21 protein-coding genes are annotated in these 21,442 nt (G+C 32.1%); 3 read left to right on the top strand and 18 right to left on the bottom strand.

Going from position 1 to position 21,442, the window contains the following annotated elements; genetic code table 11:
* Nucleotides 1-98 precede the first annotated feature (98 nt).
* The 10 genes from ruvA to hflX form a co-directional block, all read right to left on the bottom strand.
* Nucleotides 99-692, bottom strand: coding sequence for a Holliday junction branch migration protein RuvA (gene ruvA / locus J2Z44_RS01165; RefSeq protein WP_021284636.1), 594 nt, complete (start codon nucleotides 690-692; stop codon nucleotides 99-101).
* Nucleotides 693-927: 235 nt separating this feature from the next.
* The gene (locus tag J2Z44_RS01170) at nucleotides 928-1,593 is read right to left on the bottom strand and encodes a hypothetical protein (protein WP_021284637.1); all 666 of its coding nucleotides are present in this window, start codon (nucleotides 1,591-1,593) and stop codon (nucleotides 928-930) included.
* A 582-nt stretch (nucleotides 1,594-2,175) separates the two neighbouring features.
* A complete protein-coding gene (locus J2Z44_RS01175) occupies nucleotides 2,176-3,951 on the bottom strand; it encodes a M3 family oligoendopeptidase (RefSeq protein WP_021284638.1) in 1,776 nt (591 codons plus the stop codon).
* Nucleotides 3,952-4,170: 219 nt separating this feature from the next.
* Nucleotides 4,171-4,581, bottom strand: a complete 411-nt coding sequence (locus tag J2Z44_RS01180; RefSeq protein ID WP_021284639.1) for a DUF3785 family protein — start codon at nucleotides 4,579-4,581, stop codon at nucleotides 4,171-4,173.
* 209 nt (nucleotides 4,582-4,790) lie between these two features.
* On the bottom strand, nucleotides 4,791-5,912 hold the full coding sequence (gene rodA, locus J2Z44_RS01185) for a rod shape-determining protein RodA (protein ID WP_021284640.1): 1,122 nt from the start codon (nucleotides 5,910-5,912) through the stop codon (nucleotides 4,791-4,793).
* A gap of 266 nt (nucleotides 5,913-6,178) precedes the next feature.
* Nucleotides 6,179-6,919 (bottom strand): YebC/PmpR family DNA-binding transcriptional regulator, encoded by a 741-nt coding sequence (locus tag J2Z44_RS01190; RefSeq protein WP_021284641.1) that lies wholly within the window; start codon nucleotides 6,917-6,919, stop codon nucleotides 6,179-6,181.
* Between the two features lie 287 nt (nucleotides 6,920-7,206).
* A complete protein-coding gene (locus tag J2Z44_RS01195) occupies nucleotides 7,207-7,854 on the bottom strand; it encodes a YigZ family protein (RefSeq protein WP_021284642.1) in 648 nt (215 codons plus the stop codon).
* 2 nt (nucleotides 7,855-7,856) lie between these two features.
* Complete coding sequence (locus J2Z44_RS01200) at nucleotides 7,857-8,537, bottom strand: HEAT repeat domain-containing protein (RefSeq protein ID WP_021284643.1); 681 nt, start codon at nucleotides 8,535-8,537, stop codon at nucleotides 7,857-7,859.
* 180 nt (nucleotides 8,538-8,717) lie between these two features.
* Complete coding sequence (locus J2Z44_RS01205; protein ID WP_021284644.1) at nucleotides 8,718-8,942, bottom strand: hypothetical protein; 225 nt, start codon at nucleotides 8,940-8,942, stop codon at nucleotides 8,718-8,720.
* A gap of 384 nt (nucleotides 8,943-9,326) precedes the next feature.
* The gene (hflX, locus tag J2Z44_RS01210) at nucleotides 9,327-11,114 is read right to left on the bottom strand and encodes a GTPase HflX (RefSeq protein ID WP_021284645.1); all 1,788 of its coding nucleotides are present in this window, start codon (nucleotides 11,112-11,114) and stop codon (nucleotides 9,327-9,329) included.
* Nucleotides 11,115-11,280: 166 nt separating this feature from the next.
* On the opposite strand from hflX, the gene hpt reads away from it, so the two are divergent.
* Nucleotides 11,281-11,805, top strand: a complete 525-nt coding sequence (gene hpt, locus J2Z44_RS01215; RefSeq protein ID WP_209649283.1) for a hypoxanthine phosphoribosyltransferase — start codon at nucleotides 11,281-11,283, stop codon at nucleotides 11,803-11,805.
* Nucleotides 11,806-12,057: 252 nt separating this feature from the next.
* On the opposite strand, the gene J2Z44_RS01220 is transcribed toward hpt, so the two are convergent.
* Nucleotides 12,058-12,618, bottom strand: coding sequence for a hypothetical protein (locus tag J2Z44_RS01220; protein WP_021284647.1), 561 nt, complete (start codon nucleotides 12,616-12,618; stop codon nucleotides 12,058-12,060).
* A 278-nt stretch (nucleotides 12,619-12,896) separates the two neighbouring features.
* The gene (yunB, locus tag J2Z44_RS01225; RefSeq protein ID WP_021284648.1) at nucleotides 12,897-13,556 is read right to left on the bottom strand and encodes a sporulation protein YunB; all 660 of its coding nucleotides are present in this window, start codon (nucleotides 13,554-13,556) and stop codon (nucleotides 12,897-12,899) included.
* Between the two features lie 174 nt (nucleotides 13,557-13,730).
* Here yunB and J2Z44_RS01230 point away from each other — a divergent pair, with 174 nt between their 5' ends.
* The gene (locus J2Z44_RS01230) at nucleotides 13,731-16,232 is read left to right on the top strand and encodes a transglycosylase domain-containing protein (RefSeq protein ID WP_021284649.1); all 2,502 of its coding nucleotides are present in this window, start codon (nucleotides 13,731-13,733) and stop codon (nucleotides 16,230-16,232) included.
* A gap of 223 nt (nucleotides 16,233-16,455) precedes the next feature.
* On the opposite strand, the gene spoVAE is transcribed toward J2Z44_RS01230, so the two are convergent.
* The 6 genes from spoVAE to spoIIAA all read right to left on the bottom strand — a co-directional run bounded on the left by spoVAE (nucleotide 16,456) and on the right by spoIIAA (nucleotide 19,980).
* Complete coding sequence (gene spoVAE, locus J2Z44_RS01235) at nucleotides 16,456-16,812, bottom strand: stage V sporulation protein AE (protein ID WP_031271783.1); 357 nt, start codon at nucleotides 16,810-16,812, stop codon at nucleotides 16,456-16,458.
* Nucleotide 16,813: 1 nt separating this feature from the next.
* Nucleotides 16,814-17,830 carry a stage V sporulation protein AD gene (spoVAD, locus tag J2Z44_RS01240; RefSeq protein WP_021284651.1) on the bottom strand — a complete coding sequence of 339 codons (1,017 nt, stop codon included), beginning with the start codon at nucleotides 17,828-17,830 and terminating at the stop codon, nucleotides 16,814-16,816.
* Between the two features lie 5 nt (nucleotides 17,831-17,835).
* Nucleotides 17,836-18,288, bottom strand: coding sequence for a stage V sporulation protein AC (gene spoVAC / locus J2Z44_RS01245; protein WP_021284652.1), 453 nt, complete (start codon nucleotides 18,286-18,288; stop codon nucleotides 17,836-17,838).
* Between the two features lie 143 nt (nucleotides 18,289-18,431).
* Nucleotides 18,432-19,187: an RNA polymerase sporulation sigma factor SigF gene (gene sigF / locus J2Z44_RS01250; protein WP_021284653.1), complete on the bottom strand. Its 756-nt coding sequence runs from the start codon at nucleotides 19,185-19,187 to the stop codon at nucleotides 18,432-18,434.
* Nucleotides 19,188-19,196: 9 nt separating this feature from the next.
* Nucleotides 19,197-19,631 carry an anti-sigma F factor gene (gene spoIIAB / locus J2Z44_RS01255; RefSeq protein ID WP_021284654.1) on the bottom strand — a complete coding sequence of 145 codons (435 nt, stop codon included), beginning with the start codon at nucleotides 19,629-19,631 and terminating at the stop codon, nucleotides 19,197-19,199.
* Nucleotides 19,632-19,644: 13 nt separating this feature from the next.
* A complete protein-coding gene (gene spoIIAA / locus J2Z44_RS01260; protein WP_021284655.1) occupies nucleotides 19,645-19,980 on the bottom strand; it encodes an anti-sigma F factor antagonist in 336 nt (111 codons plus the stop codon).
* Nucleotides 19,981-20,484: 504 nt separating this feature from the next.
* Between spoIIAA and speE the strand changes: the two genes are divergently transcribed.
* Nucleotides 20,485-21,312, top strand: coding sequence for a polyamine aminopropyltransferase (speE, locus tag J2Z44_RS01265; RefSeq protein WP_021284656.1), 828 nt, complete (start codon nucleotides 20,485-20,487; stop codon nucleotides 21,310-21,312).
* The last annotated feature ends 130 nt before the right edge of the window (nucleotides 21,313-21,442 follow it).

Consider the following 21,442-nt stretch of genomic DNA (forward strand, 5'->3'; position numbering starts at 1 on the left):
ATTAAAACTTTTAATAAATTAAAGCTCTTTAATAAATTAAAGCTCTTTAATAAATTAAATCTCTTTAATAAGCAAAACTTCTCTAATCAATTAAACTTTTAGTTCATTAAAAATTGTAAACATCCCTTTATCATTTCTTCAATAGATTTAGATTTATCTATATTACTTAACGCCTTTTCTGCTTCTTTTTCTGAATATCCTAAGGCAATAAGCGCTCCAAACACCTCTGAAGTGTTATCTTCATTATTGTTAGCAGTACTAGCACTATTATTTTTCGAAACTACCTCTTCTAATTTAATCTTATCCTTAAGTTCTAATATTATTCTTTGAGCTATTTTTTTACCAATGCCAGGGGCCTTTGTTAGTATTGTTTCTTCCCCACTCAATATTGCATACTGAAGATTTGTTACATTACAAATAGACATTAAGGATAAGGTAGCTTTAGCACCTACTCCGTTAATGGTAAGTAAAAGATTAAACATGTCTATTTCCTCTTTAGTCAAAAATCCATATAGTCCAATAAAATCTTCCCTTACTATCTGCTGTAAATATAAAGTAATCTCTTCTCCTACAGAAGGTAAGTTTGATATGGTGCTTCCTGAGGTAAATATTTTATATCCAATTCCATTATTTTCAATTATCACATAATCTTTAGTAAATCCAATAAAAATTCCTTTTATGTATTCGTACATATATGATCACCTGTTATCTACTTATTTTATCAGCTACACTCCATTAGCATAATGGTGCTATCTTTGCTACAATTGGATTAGATTAAATTCTAAAACCTTACAATCTTTGAATCTACTATAGCTTTCCTAATTATCTTTGCATTGGAAGCCAATAACAACTATATATTACTTTACCATCTATAATAACACAATTCAACAAAAAACCTTAAGGAATAATCATCCTTAAGGTTTTTTGTTATGTGCTACAAAGAGACTGACCATATTCTACAGCATCTTGTATATTTGAAAACTGATAATCTTTGTCACCATAATATAAGGATTTTAAAAGATTACCTTTGTCTTCTATGTCCTTTAATGTGATATTGGAATTATCTTCTCTTTTTAAATTTATAATTTTGCCTTCAACTACTCTGATGCTTTCATCCTTTTCCTTCTTATATATAACCATATTGTCATCTTTAATACCTATAAAATAACTATCTGGAGAATAGTTATATCCTGCCACATCTTTAACAAAAACAGCTTCTACTTTTGTGAACTTTTCTAGGTTATATCCAAATTTCTTAAAAATTTCTTCTAATTGTTTCTCATTAAGGCCTAAGAGTTTTTCTTTCTCAACCTTAATGCTTTCATCAATTTTGTTATCAGCTTTAATGTAATCTAAGCAGTTGGCATATCTTACAAGAAACTCTAATTTAGTATCCTTTGTAACTATAACTCCACTTTCTTTAATAAAGCTAGTTTGCTTACTTTCAGCTAATACACTATCATCTTGAGCATCTCCATGGTTTCCTTTATTAATGAAGCTCAAACTAAGAGCGTAACTAGCAGTAAAAATACATAGACCAAGAATTGTTATAACTATATAAAACATCTTATTTTGTTTAAATTCTTTTAACATAATATCCCTCCTATAAGGGATTATCACCACTCCAAAGATTTTTATACAATTATTCATCTAATTTTTAAATATTTTGTGAAATAGTTCTTTAATTATTCACTGATATAAATTCATTCCATATAACTTACACTGACTATTACATTTAGGTCTATAAATCACTTCCTTAGCCACAAACCCGCATGAATACTATATCTTCCTATCTTTTTTTCTTTTTTTATTGTTTTCTTGTTTTTTTCTTATATTCATATCTATACTTTGTCCATGAAATTACACTAACACTAAACTCAACTTTTATATTTATTTATCATTTTACTGTGGCTTAACTATTTATCTTAACTTATATGGACTTAACTTCCCCTTTTGCCGCCAAAAATACTTCATCTCTACATAAATAAAAAGGAACTGTTTACAATGCACCCTTGTGCACTATAACCCAGTTCCTTTATTTAGGATTACTAATTCCTACAATATTTTATTTTAGCCAGCCCTTAAAAAAGTAACTGTCTCCTGCTGTTTAAGTTAGAATTAAATTTCCTTCTAAAGTGATTTTATCTAATGAACTTGTTCATTCCTTAATAATTTCTATCTCTTCAAGCTTAACTCTAAGAACTTCTCAATATCTTCTTCAATGATACTTAAAGAACCTCTCCAGAAATCTACTGAATTAATATCAATGTTCATTATGTTAGTAACTTCAGCCACCTTTAACTTTCCTGTAACACTAAGTAACTTATCGTACTCCTCAACAAAGGATTCTCCTCTTTTTAGGTACTCTGCATATAAACCTTTTGCAAATAATAATCCAAAGGCATAAGGGAAGTTATAGAAGTTATATCCTGCTTCATAATAGTGAGGTTTGCATACCCACATGTAAGGATGTAAGTATTCCTGATCTAGTCCATCTCCATAAGCTTCTTTTTGAGCTTCTAACATTAATCCCTTTAGTTCTTCACTACTTAAAGAGCTTACTTTTCTATTTTCAAATAAGTTACTTTCAAATATAAATCTACTTAGAATGTCTACAATTATTTGAGTACTATCTGAAATTTCATTTTCTAATATAGAAAAAGCTTCTTCCTCTGTAGCAGTTTTTATAGCAGCCTTCTTTACTATGGTTTCACAGAAGGTAGATGCAGTTTCTGCAATTGGCATTGGATAGTCACTATTTAGATATAGTTCATCCTTTAAGCATTCTCCATGATATCCATGTCCAAGCTCATGGGCCATAGTTATTACATCACTTAAGGTGTTACCATAATTAAGCATTATACGGCTTTCACCTATCATATGAAGATTACTACAGAAAGCTCCTCCTACTTTTCCTTCTCTTGGATATACATCTATCCAGCAGTTGTCAAAGGCTCTCTTTGCGAAATCACCTAGCTTATCACTAAAGCTTCTAAAGTTTTCCTCAACAAAAGCTTTTCCTTTTTCATAATCAAATTCCATTTCTGCATTTCCTATTGGTGCAAATAGCTCATAAAAAGGAAGTCCGTTATTATGTCCTAATAACTCACCCTTTCTTCTTAAGTACTTTCTGAAAGTTGGAAGACTTTCTTTCATTGCAGTTATCATGGCATCTAGAGTTTCTTTCTCCATTCTAGATTTGAATAAGCTCTCATGTAGTGGAGATTCAAAACCTCTTAAGTTAGCTACAGTTATAACTTCACCTTTAATTCCATTTAGAGCTGCTGCCACTGCTTCTTCAACCTTTGAGTAAGCTTTAAGTTCTGCCTCATAAGCAGCTTTTCTTACCTTGCTGTCCTTATGATGAGCTAAATTTCTTGCTACAGTAAGAGGTACTGATTTTATTTCTCCATTTTCTTCAATCTCTACTCTTAAGTTTGAAGTTACTAGGTTTTTCATTTTTGACCAAGCACTTGAACCAGTGGTTCTCATCTTAGCAATGATTCCCTCTTCTTTATCACTGAGCATGTATTTGCTTTCTTCAGCTATAGCTGTTAAGAAGAATTCATATTCCTTTAATTTGTCTGAGCTTTGTACAACTTCCTGTAGATTTTCTATAGCTCCAATAAACTTATAAATTTTAGCAGATGGTTCTGCAATTTTGCTATACTTTTCTTCCCCAATTTCCATATTCTTTTGTGCTTCTGAATTATTAGTGTCTACACTTAAAATTAAAGATGCAAAACTTAAAACTTTGTTAAAATTTATTATCATGTCGGTATTAAGGGTAATATATTTTTCTAGTAGTTCTTTTTTGCACTCATAGGTATCTAGCGAATTAGCAAAATCTACATAAGCTTTAACATACTCATCACATTTTGCCATATCACTTTTATATTCTTCACTATCAAAAGAAGAATATAATTCTTTTAAACTCCAATTTTCTTTCATCTACTTCGCCCCCTGTAAAAATTAATGTTATCATTTACCATTTTAACACTTTTCCTTAATGATTTGAATATATTTATATGATTACACAAAAGTTTTACATTTATAAACTAAAGTGCACAGCTACACCTACTTTTTTACATTAATGAATTATATTAAACTTTTCTCCAAAATATTAATGAAATAAAAAGAAGCTTTAATATAAAGCTCCTTAATTACAAATTACATATCGCATTGCTCAACTTCAATAGCCCAGGTACCGCAGTTTTTACAAACTAAGATACTTACTATGTGGCTATTATCTATTTTTTTATCTCTTACTAAAGAAGTTAGCGTAACCTCCTGGTACTCAGGAGATATAGTGCTTAAAACATAGTTATTTTCCTTTGTAAATATATAAAAATGATACTCTAAAAACTCAAAGAATTTAGTATCATCTTTTCTATTGAATTTACACTCTTCACAACAGCTATCATAGTACTCAACGGTAAATCCAACCTCTTCACCTTTATTTAATAAATCTAGCACCGTTGAAATATTAAAGTTTTCTACCTCTTCATTATTTATGTAGTCACAATTATCTTCTTTAAGCTCAAACTCTTTGTCTTCATATTGAAATTTGTAGTTACTCATTTTTATCAAACCCTTCTATATCCTATGATTCTCCAACTTTAAGTCTATTATAGATATATCACAACCAATATAAGTTTTCAAGCATATATAAACTACAGCAATCTTATTATTTCACTAAAACAGCTTATTTATTAAGTCTTTTTTATAAACAAGATTAGTAATAATTCATGACTAGTGCTCCTGATAATTATTTTAGGTTATAATTCTTTCTAAAAGTTAAACTTCCTTTTTCTCATCCCTACATTTAAAACCAGTGCTAAACACATAAAAGCTGTTAACATAGAACTACGCCCATAACTCATAAAGGGCAGTGTAATTCCCGTTATAGGCATTATTCCTATGGTCATGCCTATATTTTGCAGTACAGAAAATAATATTGTAGATATTATCCCTACTGAAATAACTGAGCCAAATATATCCTTTGCATTTTGGGCTATTCTGACAAGCCTATATATAAGAATTCCATACAAAAGTAATAATACCACTGCACCAATTAACCCCCACTCTTCACATACAACTGCAAATATAAAGTCAGTATGATCCTCCGGAATAAACCCTCCTGATATCTGAGTGCTCTGCATAAATCCTTTTCCTAAGACTCCTCCAGAGCCTATTGCAATTTTAGATTGTTCAAGTTGATAGCCTGCTCCTAAGGGATCCGCCCCTGGATTTATAAAAGAAGTTAACCTACTTTTCCAATGTGGTTGCATCAAAGGTGAATTCCAAAACATAGCAACAGAAATTATTGTAGCTAAAATAATTCCTAGTATAGCTTTTAGATTTAGTCCCGATGTAAAATATATTCCTAATACAATAAAAAAACAAACCATGGTCATTCCCATATCTGGTTGGGTAACAATTAAAAGCATTGGAAAGCCTGCATAAGCAGTTAACTTAAAAAAATTTTTAAAATCATTAATTTTACCTTCCATATCATCGAGTTCTTTCGCCAGCATCATTATAATCCCAATCTTGGCAAATTCAGAAGGTTGCATCGTAATAGGTCCAATTTTAATCCATGATGAAGCGCCATTAACAGTTACTTGAAACATAGGCAGACAATTTAATATAAGTAGAAAAACACCAAACATATAAATTACAACAGCATAATCCTTAACAATAGAGTAATCCGGTATCAAAACTAAATAACCTAAAATTAATCCTACAACTAACCCTATAAGTTGAGATTTTAGGTAATAATTACCATATCTTAAATGAGTTGCACTATGTACATTAATTGTACTAAATGCTACCAACAATATTATTAATATTATAACAACAAAATCTAATTCTCTTAAAAGTTTTCTTCCAATTTTAAGCTTTTTTAACATCTTATCTCCCCCATTATATTACAAATTATAACATATAAACTAAATAAAGGGGGATGATTAAGTATTTGTTATCTATTTATTTACATTCAATGACATCAAAGTAAATAAATAAACTGAAGCAGGTAGGTCGAACTTAGCAAAATTTTTCTGATTTTTAAATTAATAATGCTGATTTAAGAGGTTAATTATAAGATATGGTATAATAAAAAAATCACTCCTTCAGTTGTTTTCATGCAACCTTTAGAGTGATTTTACTTATTTTCTTATTAACCTTCAAACTCCTCTGGGAACTCTGCATTGTGCCAAACATCTTGCACATCATCATCATCCTCAAGGGCATCAAGCATCTTTTGGAACTTAACTGACGTTTCCATATCTAGTGCAGTAGTTGTATCTGCTACTAACTTAACTTCAGCTTCTAAGAACTCTATTCCGTTACTTTCAAGATTCTCTCTAACTGTGCCGAAATCTTCTGAAGTTGTTGTTACAACATAAACTTCTTCCTCAGCGGAGAAATCCTCTGCACCAGCATCAAGAGCCATCATCATTAATTCATCTTCATCGATGCTATCAGTTTTTTCTATGATTATTTCGCCTTTCTTTTGGAACATAAATCCTACACAGCCACTTGAACCCATATTTCCGCCATGCTTAGAAAATGCATATCTTACGTTTCCAGCAGTTCTATTTTTGTTGTCAGTTAATGCTTCTACTATAACTGCAACTCCATTTGGGCCATAACCTTCATATGTAATTTCTTCGTAAGTTACACCTTCAAGTTCCCCTGCTGCCTTTTTAATTGCTCTAGTAATTGTATCTTGAGGCATGTTTGAAGCCTTAGCTTTAGCAATAACGTCTCTTAATTTGTTATTAGTTTCTGGATTAGAACCACCAGTTTTAGCAGCTACCATTAACTCTTTACCAATTTTCGTGAAGATCTTTCCTCTTTTTGCATCTACTTTGCTTTTCTTAGCTTGTATATTATGCCACTTTGAATGTCCTGACATATTATTTTCCTCCTAACTATATATAAGACATTTTCAAAAAATAAATAAGTCAGTATGTATGTGTATTTTGAGTTATACTGCGTCAACAGAAGCCTTAGATAGCTCTACTATCTACGAAACCTGTTTCCTGGTTGCACAAGCTTGCTTGTGAACATAAGCTTGCTTGTGAACTCAAAATATCCTTCACATCTTTGACTTGTTATTTATTTTCAAACGCCTAAAGTATCCTCATTATACAAAATAACCTAATTATTATATCATAACTTATCTATTAATTTCAAATCTGGTTAATCCACTACATAAAGCCTATTTTCCTGTTTAAAGAAATATGCTTCATCCCCTTCATTAATAGCTAATTTTCCATTGGTACTTTCAGTTAAAGTATTACTTATTTCTTTAATCTTTGTAGTTTCACAGTACATTAAAATTTCCACCTTGTCTGTATATAGAGTATCTTCAATATGCCACTGATTAGTGCTGCAAACGTACTGAATTTTTCCTAATAAGTCATAATCTATAGTAATTTTAAAAGGAACCCCAAGAACTTTTTCTACCACTCCACTTTCACCAATGGCTAAAGAAGCTCCTTTTGAATACGCCCTAGCAAGACCTCCTGTACCTAATAAAATCCCACCAAAGTATCTAGTTACCACCACAACTATGTCCGTTAAATCACTTTTTTTAAGGACCTCAAGTACTGGAATTCCTCCTGTTCCCTGTGGCTCTCCATCATCACTATATCTTTGAACTCCTTTATTAACACCTATGATATAAGCATAAACATTGTGTCTTGCTTCTTTATGTAGTCCTTTTACCTTGTTTATAAACTCCTTAGCTTCCTCTTCATTATGTACTCTTTTAACATGTCCAATAAATACGGACTTTTTCTCCTCAAACTCAGCAGAAGCTTCCTTTTTCACTGTAAAATAACTCAAAACTATTCCCCCTCCCCTAAGGTTTCTCCATGTTCTAATGCTGTTAAAAATTCCTCACAAGCCTTTTTAATATAAGGCTTGTCACTGATGCTTAAAATTTCTTTAATTCTTTGAACAGCTCTTTTAGATTTAAGCTTTTGAAGGGATTTTATTGCATAGGAAACCACTTGGGAATTTTCATCACTTAAGGCTCTAATTAATGCAATTTCTCCTTTTTCATGAGCAAGTTTACCTAAGGCAGATACTGATAGTCTTCTTATATTAACATGATTATTTACAGTTCCCTTAATTAGAATATCTACACACTCTTCTATTCTTAATTCTCCTATAATCCAAATTGCCGATTCCTTGTTCTTTAAGGTTAAGTCCATAAAGTTTCTTTTTATAAAATCTTTAAGTTTTTCCCTATTAACCCTATCTAAGCTATTTAAAACATAAACCCTTTCTGACTTATCAGCTTGGGCTAAAGATTTAAATAATTCATCTATACTACTACTTTTAACTAAATATCTATATTTAATTTTTGCATTAATTATATGCTTTTGTATTGTTCCCTTATCTAAGTTTCTAATTTTGCTGATGGCCTCTAAAGATTTTCCCTCTAAGTGTAGAAAATAGGTTATTTCCTCTTCACTATAGTTTTCTATAAAGTCCCAATTATATTTTACTAATCCACTGCTCAAAATCTTACCACCTTAAAATCTTCTATTCTTACTATTAATAAATAAAAATTTAAACCACCTAACAGTATATTTTTAATTTCTAAAGAAAAAACTTATTTGGTCTGGAAGGCTAAAGTAAATTTGAATTTGTATAATTTGTCTTTATATAAATCAATCTTTATTTACATACTAATTTTACGACTATACATGAATTTTCTCAACGTTTTTTCTTTCGAAGCCTCCACATTTATTACATTTAAATATATGAACACAACAATTTCCATTATCATCTACAGGATCATCAGCACTATAATCATCAAAATACTCCTGTTCTCTCCCCTTATTTTCCATAACTCCCTCACAGTGACCACAATTATAAACTGTATTATATAAATCATTGCATAATGGACAAATAATTTCCTCCATAGTATTCTCCTCCTAAGAACTAAGTATTTTTCTTTATTATTCTAGCCATTATCAGTGCAATATATTATTAAAGAAAAATGTTGTAACAAAACTAATATTTAGGCATCTGAAATAAATAACAAGTCCAAGATGTGAAGGATATTTTGTGTTCACAAGCTTGCTTGTGCAGACAAGGAAACAGGTTCCGCAGATAGTGGGGCTATCTAAGGGTTCTGTTGACGCAGTATAGCACAAAATAGACGAGCAGATTGACTTATTTATTTTTTGAAGATGCCTTATTAAGTTAACATGAATAAAGCCATGAATAAATAGAGAACTAGCATCTCTATTATCCATGGCTGACCTAGTACTTAGGATTTTTACCCATTCTGCAACAATCCTTAACTATTCTATAATATAAGCTTTACACTTATTATAAACTTCCTCATCACCCTGAACTTTAACTAAAGTTCCTTGTTCCTCATACTCTTCACTTTCCACCTTAGCATTTCTATGAAGATACGCAACTGTTGAAGAATCGCTGTAAGGGATTAAAACCTTAAAGCTTTTTAACTTATATGGAAGAACTTTTGTGCATTCTTCAAGCAAACCATCTAAGTTTTCTCCACTTTTTGCTGAAATCTCTATGATGTTATGTTTTGAGAACTTATCTCTTAAAACTTTAATTTGCTCTTCTGAAGCCTTATCTACCTTATTTAAAACTAATATTGTAGGCTTTTCTCCTGCACCTAATTCCTTTAATACTTCTTCAACCACCTCTACTTGCAGTGCTGCAGTGCTGCTAGATGAATCCACCACATGGAGAAGTACATCTGAATACACAACTTCCTCTAGTGTTGATTTAAAGGCTTCAACTAAATCATGAGGGAGCTTTCTTATAAATCCAACAGTGTCAGTTACTGTTGCCTCTCTATTATCTGGAAGCACTATACCTCTTGTAGTAATATCTAAAGTTGCAAAAAGCATATCTGCTTCAAAAACTTTCTCCTTTGTTACTGATGATTTTTGAGGAGAAAAATCACATAAAGCATTTCTTAAAGTAGATTTACCTGCATTAGTATAACCTACAAGAGAAATTCTTGATACGTTATCTTTATTTCTTCCTTCTCTTTGAGTAGCTCTTGTGGTTTTTATTTTTTCTAGTTCCCTGTTTAAATCATATATGGTTTCTTTAATGTGTCTTCTATCTGTTTCAAGTTTTTTCTCTCCAGGTCCTCTTGTACCTATTCCTCCACCGGTTCTTGAAAGCACAGTTCCAAGACCACTTAGCCTACTTAGTCTATATTTTAATTGAGATAATTCCACCTGAATTTTCGATTCCTTAGATTTAGCACGTCTTGCAAATATATCTAAAATTAAAGTAGTTCTATCTACCACTTTTACCCCTAAAGCTTGCTCTAGATTTCTAACTTGTGACCCTGATAATTCTTCATCAAAAATCACTACATTAGCTCTTAAGGCTTGCCTTAACATGGCAATTTCTTCAACCTTTCCACTTCCAATGTATAAGGCAGGATCAATTTTATTTCTTTTTTGCAGTATGCTGTGTACTGGCTCTACATTACAAGCCTTTGTAAGCTCTTCAAGTTCTTCAAGGCTTTCTTCATCTTCTACGGCTACAAGGATTGCTCTTTCGCTGTTATCTTCTATAATTTCATTGTCCTTCATTAAGCTTTCAATGTGTTTTACCTTATCTAAAAAGTTAAAATCTAACACTTTAGATATGCTTAAAGGTCCTATTTCTTCTTCAATTAAAATATTGTCTTTCACATCACAAAAACCCAGATTACAATAGAGAGGATTATCCTTAGAAACTCCAATAGCTACAATGCAGTCTAGCTTCAATTTAAGCAATGCTGAAATATCTAAAGCAGATAGCTTTGGATTTCCATTAGGATGAGTGTGAATTACTCTCACTGCGGATAGTTTTCCTTCTTTTATATTAATTTCAGGCATATCCACTGTGGAGCTATCTCCTATGGCTACACTTACCACTGAGCCTTTTCTATCTATAGCTACACTTACTTCTCTTTCTAATTCTAAGGTAACTTCCTTTAAAAGGTTTGCTAATTCTTCTGAAAGTATTTCAACTTTTCCAAATTTCATGTCATATATGCTGTCTAGTTTGTTTAAAATAAACTTTTTTACACCTTCGGTATTTCCATTTACCATAACATCATCTCCACCCTGTCTAAAATTAAGTTATTGTAGAATACTATATGTTGAATCTTATAATAAGTATTTATATTTTTATATTCTTATATACCCTTGACAACTTTCATATTATTTTATACTATAAAACCATTATTGTAAATATAGATTAGAGGGCGTGAATCTTATGGAGAATAAAGAAAAAAACATATTGTTTTCTAAGGAACAAATTGATGAGGCGATTGTAAAAATCGGTGCACAAATCTCTAAAGACTATGCAGATAAAAAGTTATATGTTCTATCCCTTTTAAGAGGAAGCTTTATTTTTACTGCTGATTTAGTTAGAGAAATTTCAGTTCCAACTAAAATTGGATTTATGACAACTTCAAGCTACGGTCATGGAGAAGAAAGTTCTGGGGTTTGTAAGGTTGTTAATGATGTGCCAGATAATATAGAAGGTTACGATGTTCTAGTTGTTGATGATATTGTAGACAGCGGAATAACTATGGACTTTGTAATGAATCATGTTAAAAGCCTTGGAGCTAATAGTGTAAAATGTTGTACATTATTAGATAAACCTGAAAGAAGAAAAGTAGAAATCAAACCAGATTATTGCTGTTTTGAAATTCCTGATTTATTTGTAGTAGGTTATGGACTAAACTATGGCGATTACTACAGAAATATACCATATGTATTCAATTGGGAATCATAAAAATTAATTAGTAAATCAAAAAAACCACCTAGAAAAAGTCTATGGTGGTTTTTTTGCCACAAAATTAAGTGATAACAACTATATGGAAGTTAATGGCTTTTCTAATTAATAAAGCATCTAATTTCTTACTAAAAAAATAAGAGCAACCTATTATAAGTTGCTTCTCTTCCAGTATTAAGCTTAGGCAACTTCAAAAATAAATAAATCAGTGTCCTCGTCTACATGGCTTATTATTTATTTTCACATGCCTTATTAAATAGCTGCTGTGCTATAGCTATAATTTATTCCATCACTGTAATCACGTAAAAGTCCTGTATAAACTACATCTTTGTCTTTCATATTATAAAAGTGTGTAGGTTGTACAAGAGCTGATGGAATATTAAAATTCAAGACCCCACTTTTCAGTAATACCTCTGATACAAACTGTGAACAAAAATAATGATTTCTTCTTTCTATAGGCACATTAACCAGTACCCCTAATAACCCTATCATATTATAATGAAGATTATGTTTTTTTATTTCAAAGTCTTTTATTATATTACTGATGGTTTCGTATTGTTCATCAGTTACTTCTAGAGAATAAATATAGCATTTAGTGTTTTCGAACTTTTTATAAATACCACCATTTATATCTTCCTTTATAAAACCACCAATAAAAGGATTATTTACTTTCTTTCTTGCAAAACTATATAATTCCTTTAACTGCGAATCCAAAGCAATAGAAACATGCGAGTATTTTTCCTTAGAGAAAAGCTTGATTACTTTAGATGGAGCTGTTCCAGTATATGAAAGCATAATATATATTTTTTTCATATGTGTCCTCCATTAAATTAATAAATAATAAATAATTGCAATTTGACTTATTGGTCAAATTAATCTTACCATAAATTTTATAGTTTGTCCCTATAAATCTACTAGAAAAACTTCTATTTAGTTCCAAATAAGTAATTTCTTTTAATCAACTTAATTTACTTTATATAGGCTTCCTAAGTAAAGCCTTTAACTTTTTAATTTTAATAAAAGCCTTAAGGGACCCAAGGTAGCTTCTATGTATAAACTAAGTCTTAGCTTTGGTTCCCTATAGTATAAGTTTACTGTCCTATAAGTTCTTCACCCATCTGATTGTTTTTCAAATCCATTTGCAAGGAGGTTTGAGGAACTTTTCCTACTATTATAGTTTCAGCAATGGGGACTTGATTAACTATTTCCACATCACTGCTAGCCATAGGAAGTATAACCTTAATTTTAGTTTTTGCTTCCACATATATCTTATGTCTAGTTTGATTTATGCCTGCTGTTTCAAACTTAGAAATATACTTGGTTTCTATATGACCTATAGGCTGCATTCTTACAGTTACCTTTGGTCCGTAGTAGGCAAGAATATTATTTTTTGTTAGATATCCCAAGGGAAGCCTAATCCCAATTTCCCCAACTTTCTTTATCTCTTCTTGTGCACTTAAGGCTACATTTGTAGCAATTTTGTTCATTTTTAGTGTGTCTGTTTTTAGCATTGAGATATTGCCTTCCCCGTCCTTTTCTACAGTAATTATTTCTCCATAGTTAAAGTTGTTTGAATACTCATTAAAAATAGCCTTATTAATTATTTCTGATGCCTTAGCTTTCATTTCTGCATCACAGGTTACCATAACAGTTGGCATAATAACAGCATCTAGCGCATATATAGCAGTAAAGCATAGCGACATTAAAAAAAATATTATAATCAGTACTTTAAATTTTGTTATAGCTTTCATAGCTGAACCCCTTTAAAATGTAATATAGTGGAAATGATTATATAAATGTATATTTTTGTATATACTTATATATATGTTCATGTCCACTAAGAATAACTTTGTTTTGAAATTTTTAAAATTATGGTATAATACTAGAAATACTAGTAAAAAATGAAATCTTAAGGAGGATACCTTATGGGGGAAAATAAGCAAACAGAAGTAAAAAAGAAAAAACCCGTAAAGAAAAAGAAAAGAAAATTCTTTAAAATTCTATATATACTTCTTTTATTAATTATTCTAAGTACAGTTGCTATTGGCAGCGGGATTTTTCTAGCAGTTATAAAAACTGCTCCAAAGCTTGAAGTAAATAATTTCCTAAAGGTTAGAGAGACTTCTATACTTTATGATAATAGCGGACAAAAGATGGATGAATATATTTCTGAGCAAAGAAGAATTGTTATTACACTAGATAAAGCACCTGAGAACTTAAAGGATGCCTTTATTAGTATTGAGGATGAAAGATTTAAGCTACATCACGGCATAGACTATAAGAGATTAGTCGGCTCTCAGCTTCAAAATTTAAAAATTATTGCTGGATTATCAAGGGGTGATTATGCTGGAGCCTCTACTATCACACAGCAGCTTGTTAAATACAAATTCTTCTTGCAAGAGTCCTTAGATGATAGACTTTCTATAAAAAGAAAAATTCAAGAAATGTATTTAGCAACTGAAATCGAAAAAAAGTTAAGTAAAGATCAAATTTTAGAAGCTTATATGAATACCATATTCCTAGGGGGAGATTCCCACGGAGTTGAAGCAGCTTCCAATATGTATTTTAATAAATCTGTTACAGACTTATCACTAAAACAAGCAGCTTTTTTAGCTGGTGCAGCTCAAAATCCATCCCTATCCTTTAGTATGGCTCGTGCTGCATTTGAAAAGAACCAGCCTTTTGACTCACCTAGAACAAACTCAGTTTTAGGAAAAATGCTAGAAACTGGTGCCATTACTCAAAATGAGTATGATGAAGCTATGCATGAGGACTTATTATTTACTTTTTCTACAGTTGCAATAGATAAGATGAATTATGAATGGTTTTCTCGCCCAGTAGTTGACCAAGTTAAAAAGGATTTAATCAAAATTTATGGATATACTGAAGCTGAAGCCTATGAACATCTTAATTCTGGTGGATTGCAAATATACACTACTATGGATAAAAAGATTCAAGACTCCACTCAAAATGTTATAAATGAATCCTTCCCTGGCTATAAAAACTTGCAAGCTTCTGCAGTGGTAGTAGATTATTTAAAGGGAGAAGTTAAGGCCATTGTTGGTGGTCGTGGAGATCAACCTGCTCTATCTTATAACAGAGCGGCTTCTGATAACTTTTTAAGAGCACCTGGTTCAAGTATTAAACCATTAACAGTTTATGCTCCTGCCATTGATTCTAAAAAAATAACGGCAGGTTCAGTATTTGAAGATGCACCAATTTCTAAAAGTATTGGTACTAAATATGCTGCACCTGGTGCAGAGCCTTATAACCCTACTAACCTACCTAATAAATATGCTGGATTTATAACTTTAAGAGATGCTGTAAAGTATTCAAAAAATACTATCTCAGTAAAAATTGATGATGAAATCGGACTCCAAACTGCAGTAAAATATGGTGAGAAATTTGGTATACACCTAGATAATGTAGATAAAACTAGTATCTCAGCCCTTGCCTTAGGTCAGCTTGATGGTGGAGAGCTGAAAGGAACTAATCCTCTTGCCCTTGCACAAGCTTATGGCACCTTTGGAAATCAAGGAATGATGTCTAAGGCTAGAATGTATACTAAGGTTACAGATAAAAGTGGAAAAGTTCTTTTAGAACCTAAATATGAGTCTACTCAAGTAATTTCACCTCAGGCAGCCTATATAATGTATGATCTATTAAAAGAGCCAATTGCAGGAACTGGCCCTGGCGCTAGATTTAGTGATATGCCTGTTAGAGGTAAAACTGGAACCTCTTCAGACTATGTAGATATTTCTTTTGCGGGACTTACTCCTTATTATTCTGCTGCTGTATGGGTTGGTTACGATAATAATGCTGAACTTGAGCCTGGAATTAGAGGAAGTAATAATTCAGCTACTCTTTGGGGTAAAATTATGAAACCTATTCATGAAGGTTTAGAAATAAAAGATATACAAAAACCTGATGGAATTGTTAATGCTTATGTTTCTAAGGATTCAGGAAAAATTCCAACAGAACTTACTAAACGTGACCCAAGGGGAAACAGAGCTTACTCTGAAATATTTATAGAAGGAACTCAACCTACTACTCTTGATGATGTACATGTTGAGTTAGACGTAACAAAAGGAGCAGATGGCAAGTACTATCTAGCTACTGAGTTTACACCAAAGGATAAGGTCGAAAAAAGAGTGTTTATTAAGAGGGAACATAAATATAATGTGAAGCTTGAGGACGATGCTTACTTGGCTCCTACAGAAAAAGATCCTGCTAAGCCTGAAGAAAAACCTCCAGTAACACCACAAAACCCAGTTACTCCTGGCACTACTACACCTGGAACTACTCCAGGAGGTACAGGAACCACTCCTGGTGGCACTGACCCTACTAAGCCTGGAGATCCAACTGACCCTACTAAGCCGACTAAGCCTGGAGATCCAACAACCCCACCAGTAAAACCAAATCCTTAATAATTTATTGTTAATAACTTATGTTTTTAAACCCCGATATTGAAAAAATATCGGGGTTTTTAGCTTCTTATATTCTACTTTGCTTACTTTACTCCTTTATCATTACTTCAATTTTCATAAACTAAAAAAATAATTGCATTTTTTAGTTTAAACCTAAATTGGTTCATTATTTGACTCATTTCATAATAAATATTAAGTATAGTAACCTGCCTTTTTCATAACTCTATTTTGTCTTTGAATTAAAACAAAGGGACATAATATATCCAAAGACAATGGCAGCGGTAATTCCCCCTGCTGTTCCCTTTACGCCACCTATAAAAACACCAATAATTCCATTTTCATCAACTTCCTTCATTACTCCTTTTGCAAGAGAGTATCCAAACCCAGGAAGTGGTACTGTTGCCCCCGATCTTCCCACCTCTACTATTTTTTCATATATTCCAAAGCCCTGAAGTATAACTCCAGCAGTAACAAAAATAACTAGTATTCTTGCTGGTGTAAGCTTTGTAGTATCCATTAATATCTGTGCTATAACGCAAATTATTCCTCCCACAAGAAATACTCTTATATACTCACCCAAATTAATCACCTCCGCACTCCACAGCAACAGCGTGAGCTATTCCTGGAATACTTTGTCCTTGAAGAGATGAGGTTGAACTTAAAAGTGCCCCTGTAGAAATTAAAAGTACTCTTTTGTACTTTTTACTTAACAGACCTTTATATATCATGCTAGACATGACCGCAGCTGAGCAGGCTGCTCCACTTCCTCCACAATTAGTACCTTGACTTTCACCATGAAAAATTTCATCTCCACAATCTATATAATTACTTTCTATATTATATCCATATTCCTTTAAAAGCTCTATGGTAATAGCCTTTCCTACTTTCCCTAAATCTCCACTGACAATTAAATCATAATCTTTCTCAGTTCTATTGGTATCTTGAAAATGTTGCTTTAAGGTATCCACAGCAGCTGGTGCCATAGCTGCCCCCATTTCATTGGGATCTTTTACCCCATAATCCTTGACTTTTCCTGTTGTAACATGGGTTATATAAGGGTAATTTCCTTCTCTCCCAATGAGCAATGCTGCCGCTCCTGTCACAGTCCACTGAGAAGATGGTGCCCTTTGGCTCCCCATCTCTAATGGTAGTCTAAATTGTCTTTCTGCAGAGGAAAAGTGAGAAGAGGTTGATGCAATAGTATAGGATGCAAACTCTGCTTCTATAGCCATTGCTGCCATGGTCATTGCTTCAGTGAAAGTGGAGCAAGCTCCATATAGTCCAATAAAAGGAATTTCTAAATCTCTTGCCATAAAGGTTGACGCCATTATTTGATTTAGTAAGTCCCCAGCAAAAATATAGTTGATGTCAGCTTCCTTTTTTCCTGCACTTTTTATGCAGCTAGTTACTGCTTTATAATGAATTTTACTTTCAGCTAATTCAAAGCTTTTACAATCACACATATCATCACTAAGAATTTCATGGAAGTATTCTCTTAAGGGTCCTTCACCTTCTTTCGGACCCACAATTGTATAGGACTGAAGAATTTTAGGTTTACTACTTAGTTCTACTGTTTGAAACCCTATTCTCTTTCCCACAAATATCACCACCTAAAAAAATAATATAGTAGTCCTAATATAAAAGATGAAGTAATTCCATAAACTAGAACTGGACCTGCAACCGTAAACATTTTTGCTCCTACACCAAATACAAAACCCTCTTTTTTAAATTCTATAGCTGGTGAAACTATAGAATTAGCAAAGCCTGTTATTGGTACTACTGAACCTGCTCCAGCATAATCTCCAATCTTATCATAGACTCCTACACCTGTAAGTAAAGCACCAATAAAAATCATCGCTATTGACTCGAAAGCTGAGGCTTCTGTTTTAGCTACTCCAAAATAGATTAAGAAGTCATATATTATTTCTCCTACTATACAAATTAGACCTCCAGTCCAAAAGGCCCTAAAACTATTTTTGTATAAATTAGGTCTAGGCTTAGACTCTTTATAAAGCTGCTGGAACTTTTGTTTTATGTTTTTTTCTTTAACTTTCATATTCTTTCAGCTCCTTATAACTCTTGTAGCATAAGTATATTTTAAAAAGTCTAATACAAGTATATTATCTGCAGAAATGTTATTTTTACTCAAAAAGAAGATACCATTGCAGATTACTCTTTGGTATCCTCTGCAATGGTATCTTATCCACTCAGTTTTTCCTTCATTATTTTTAGAACCTTTTTTTCAATTCTCGATACTTGAACTTGACTTATGCCCATCATTTTTGCCACTTGAATTTGGGTCTTATCCTTAAAGTACCTTAGGAGAATTATTTGCCTTGATTTCATGTCTAGTTTAGTTAATGCTTCCTTTAGTGCTAGTTTATCTATGACTTCATTATCTTCCTCGTAATCTTCACTTAACTTATCAATTAATAGCACTGGAGCTCCATCATCTTGATGAATAGTATCGTAAAGATATTGCATACTGCTAGAAGATTCTAAAGCAGTGATAATTTCTTCCTTATCTATTCCTGAAAACTGTGATAGCTCCTCAATGGTTGGCTCTCTCCCCAATTTTTTAGTTAAAGCATCTTTGTCATAGTGAAGTTTTCTTGCTGTATTTTTTACACTCCTGCTAACCTTAATGATCCCATCGTCTCTTAAAAATCTCTTTATCTCTCCTATTATCATTGGAACAGCATATGTAGAGAATTTCACATTAAAGCTATCATCAAAATTATTTACAGCCTTTACAAGTCCAATACAGCCTATTTGAAATATATCATCATATTCATACCCTCTATTTAAAAACTTTTTACTAATAGAAGATACTAAGGGTAGGTTCATTTCAATAAGATAATCTAATGCTACCTTATCTCCAGCTTTAGCAAGCTTGATTAACTGCATGTTGTCATCGTAGTTGTAATTGTTGTTTTTATGCCCCTTATCACTCATACTTGTCACCTATCTTACTGAGTTAAAGATCTTTTTCATTGTAATAGTTGTTCCCCTGCCTTTTTCTGATTTAACTTCTAAGGAATCCATAAATGTTTCCATAACAGTAAATCCCATACCTGATCTTTCCAAATCTGGTCTTGATGTGTATAAAGGTTGCATTGCAAGCTCTACGTTATCAATTCCCTCACCTTCATCAGTTACACTAACAGTTAACTCATTACCATCTATTGTAGCTTCTACTATAACATTTTTATCTTCATTTTCACTTCCATAACCATGAATTATGGCATTAGTTACAGCTTCTGAAATTGCAGTTTTTATATCACTTATCTCATCTATAGTGGGATCTAACTGAGCAGCAAAAGCAGACACTACCACCCTAGCAAAACTCTCATTTTCAGAAATACTTTTAAATTCCACTTTCATTCTATTTTGCTTCATTACAATCCCTCCATTAAATGTTGCTTATTGCTTGTTCAACATCATCAAAAACTGAAATTATCTTAAACATGCCTGATAGCTCAAATACTCTTTTCACTGAAGCTCTTGGATTAGTAATACAAACTTTACCATTTCTCATAGCAACTTTTTTATACCTCCCAATCACTGCACCTATACCTGAACTGTCCATAAAATTTACCCCGGTAAAGTCTAATATTAGTTTTGTATACCCTTCTTTGTCTATCATATCGTCAACTCTGTTTCTAACTTCTTCAGCACTGTGGTGATCTAACTCCCCCTGTAAGTAAACCACAAGCTTATCCATTTTCGGCTCAAATCTTAGCAACATGTGTATCCCTCCAAAATATTTATATATATTCAAAACCTTTCCACTTATGATAATTAATTATACACTAATTATTCTATAAATTACAGTTTTTTCCTTCTTTTTAACAATATTTTCATATTAATTTTTAAAAACTTTTTTATTACCTTAAAAATTGTAGTTAAGAATCACTTTTTTCACATAATATATAGGCATATTTCAAGTGTTATACGATTAAATTTTGAAAACTATTAAAATATTGCATAGTACTAAGTACATTGTTATAATAATATTGTTTATTTTTTACAAGTATTTAGTTAAGGCATCTTCAAAAAATAAATAAGTCAATCTGCTTGTCTATTTTGTGTTATACTGCGTCAACAGAACCCTTTGATAGCTCCACTATCTGCGGAACCTGTTTCCTTGTCTGCACAAGCTTGCTTGTGAACACAAAATAGTCTTCACATCTTTGACTTGTTATTTATTTTCAGATGCCTAATGGAATTTTATAACATGGAGGAATTCAACATGGAAATGTGGTTAAAAGAAGAACAAATAGAAAGCGCCGCTATGACCTATAAGGTTAAAGAAACTTTAGTAAGAAGAAAAACTGACTTTCAAGATTTAGCTATATTAGACACAGAGGCTTTTGGAAGAATGTTAGTACTAGATGGAATAGTTCAAACAACAATCAATGACGAATATGTTTATCATGAGATGATATCTCATATCCCTCTATTTACTCACCCAAACCCTAAGAAGGTTTTAGTTGTTGGTGGTGGAGATGGTGGTGCCATAAGAGAGGTTTTAAAGCATCCTTCAGTAGAAAAGGCTGTGCTTTGTGAAATTGATGGAGTTGTAGTGGAGGAGTGTAAAAAACACTTACCTGAAATTTCTTGTGCATTAGAAGACCCAAGATGTGAAGTTTTCATAGGTGATGGAATAAAATATGTTCATGAGCATAAAAATGAGTTTGATGTAATAATTGTAGACTCTACTGATCCTTTTGGCGCAGCTGAAGGCTTGTTCGGAGGAAGCTTTTATAAGGAGATATATGAATGTCTAACTGAAGAAGGTATATTCATTGCTCAAACTGAAACTCCTTTCTATTTACCTGAAGTAGTAAAGAGTGTATTTAGTGATGCTAAGGCTGTATTCCCAGTGACTAAGTTATTTATGGCAGCCATTCCTACCTATCCAAGCGGATACTGGAGTTTCACCGTAGGTTCTAAAAAGCATGATCCTGAAAATGCTGATTTATCTAAAACTATAGATATTAGCACAAAATACTACACTAAAAAATTACATAAAGCTTGCTTTAGTCTTCCTAAATATGTGGAAGATCTAATTAAGTAATAGCTTTAAAACTTTTAAGTGTTCTTATAATTAGGAATCGAGTAGGAGCTGAATAATTATTTTATTCAGCGACCTCTCACACCACCGTACGTACCGTTCGGTATACGGCGGTTCAATAGAAATTAATGTA

Origin of the sequence: Clostridium punense, from assembly GCF_017874425.1 — a bacterium.
GTDB classification, from domain to species: Bacteria; Bacillota; Clostridia; order Clostridiales; family Clostridiaceae; genus Clostridium_J; species Clostridium_J punense.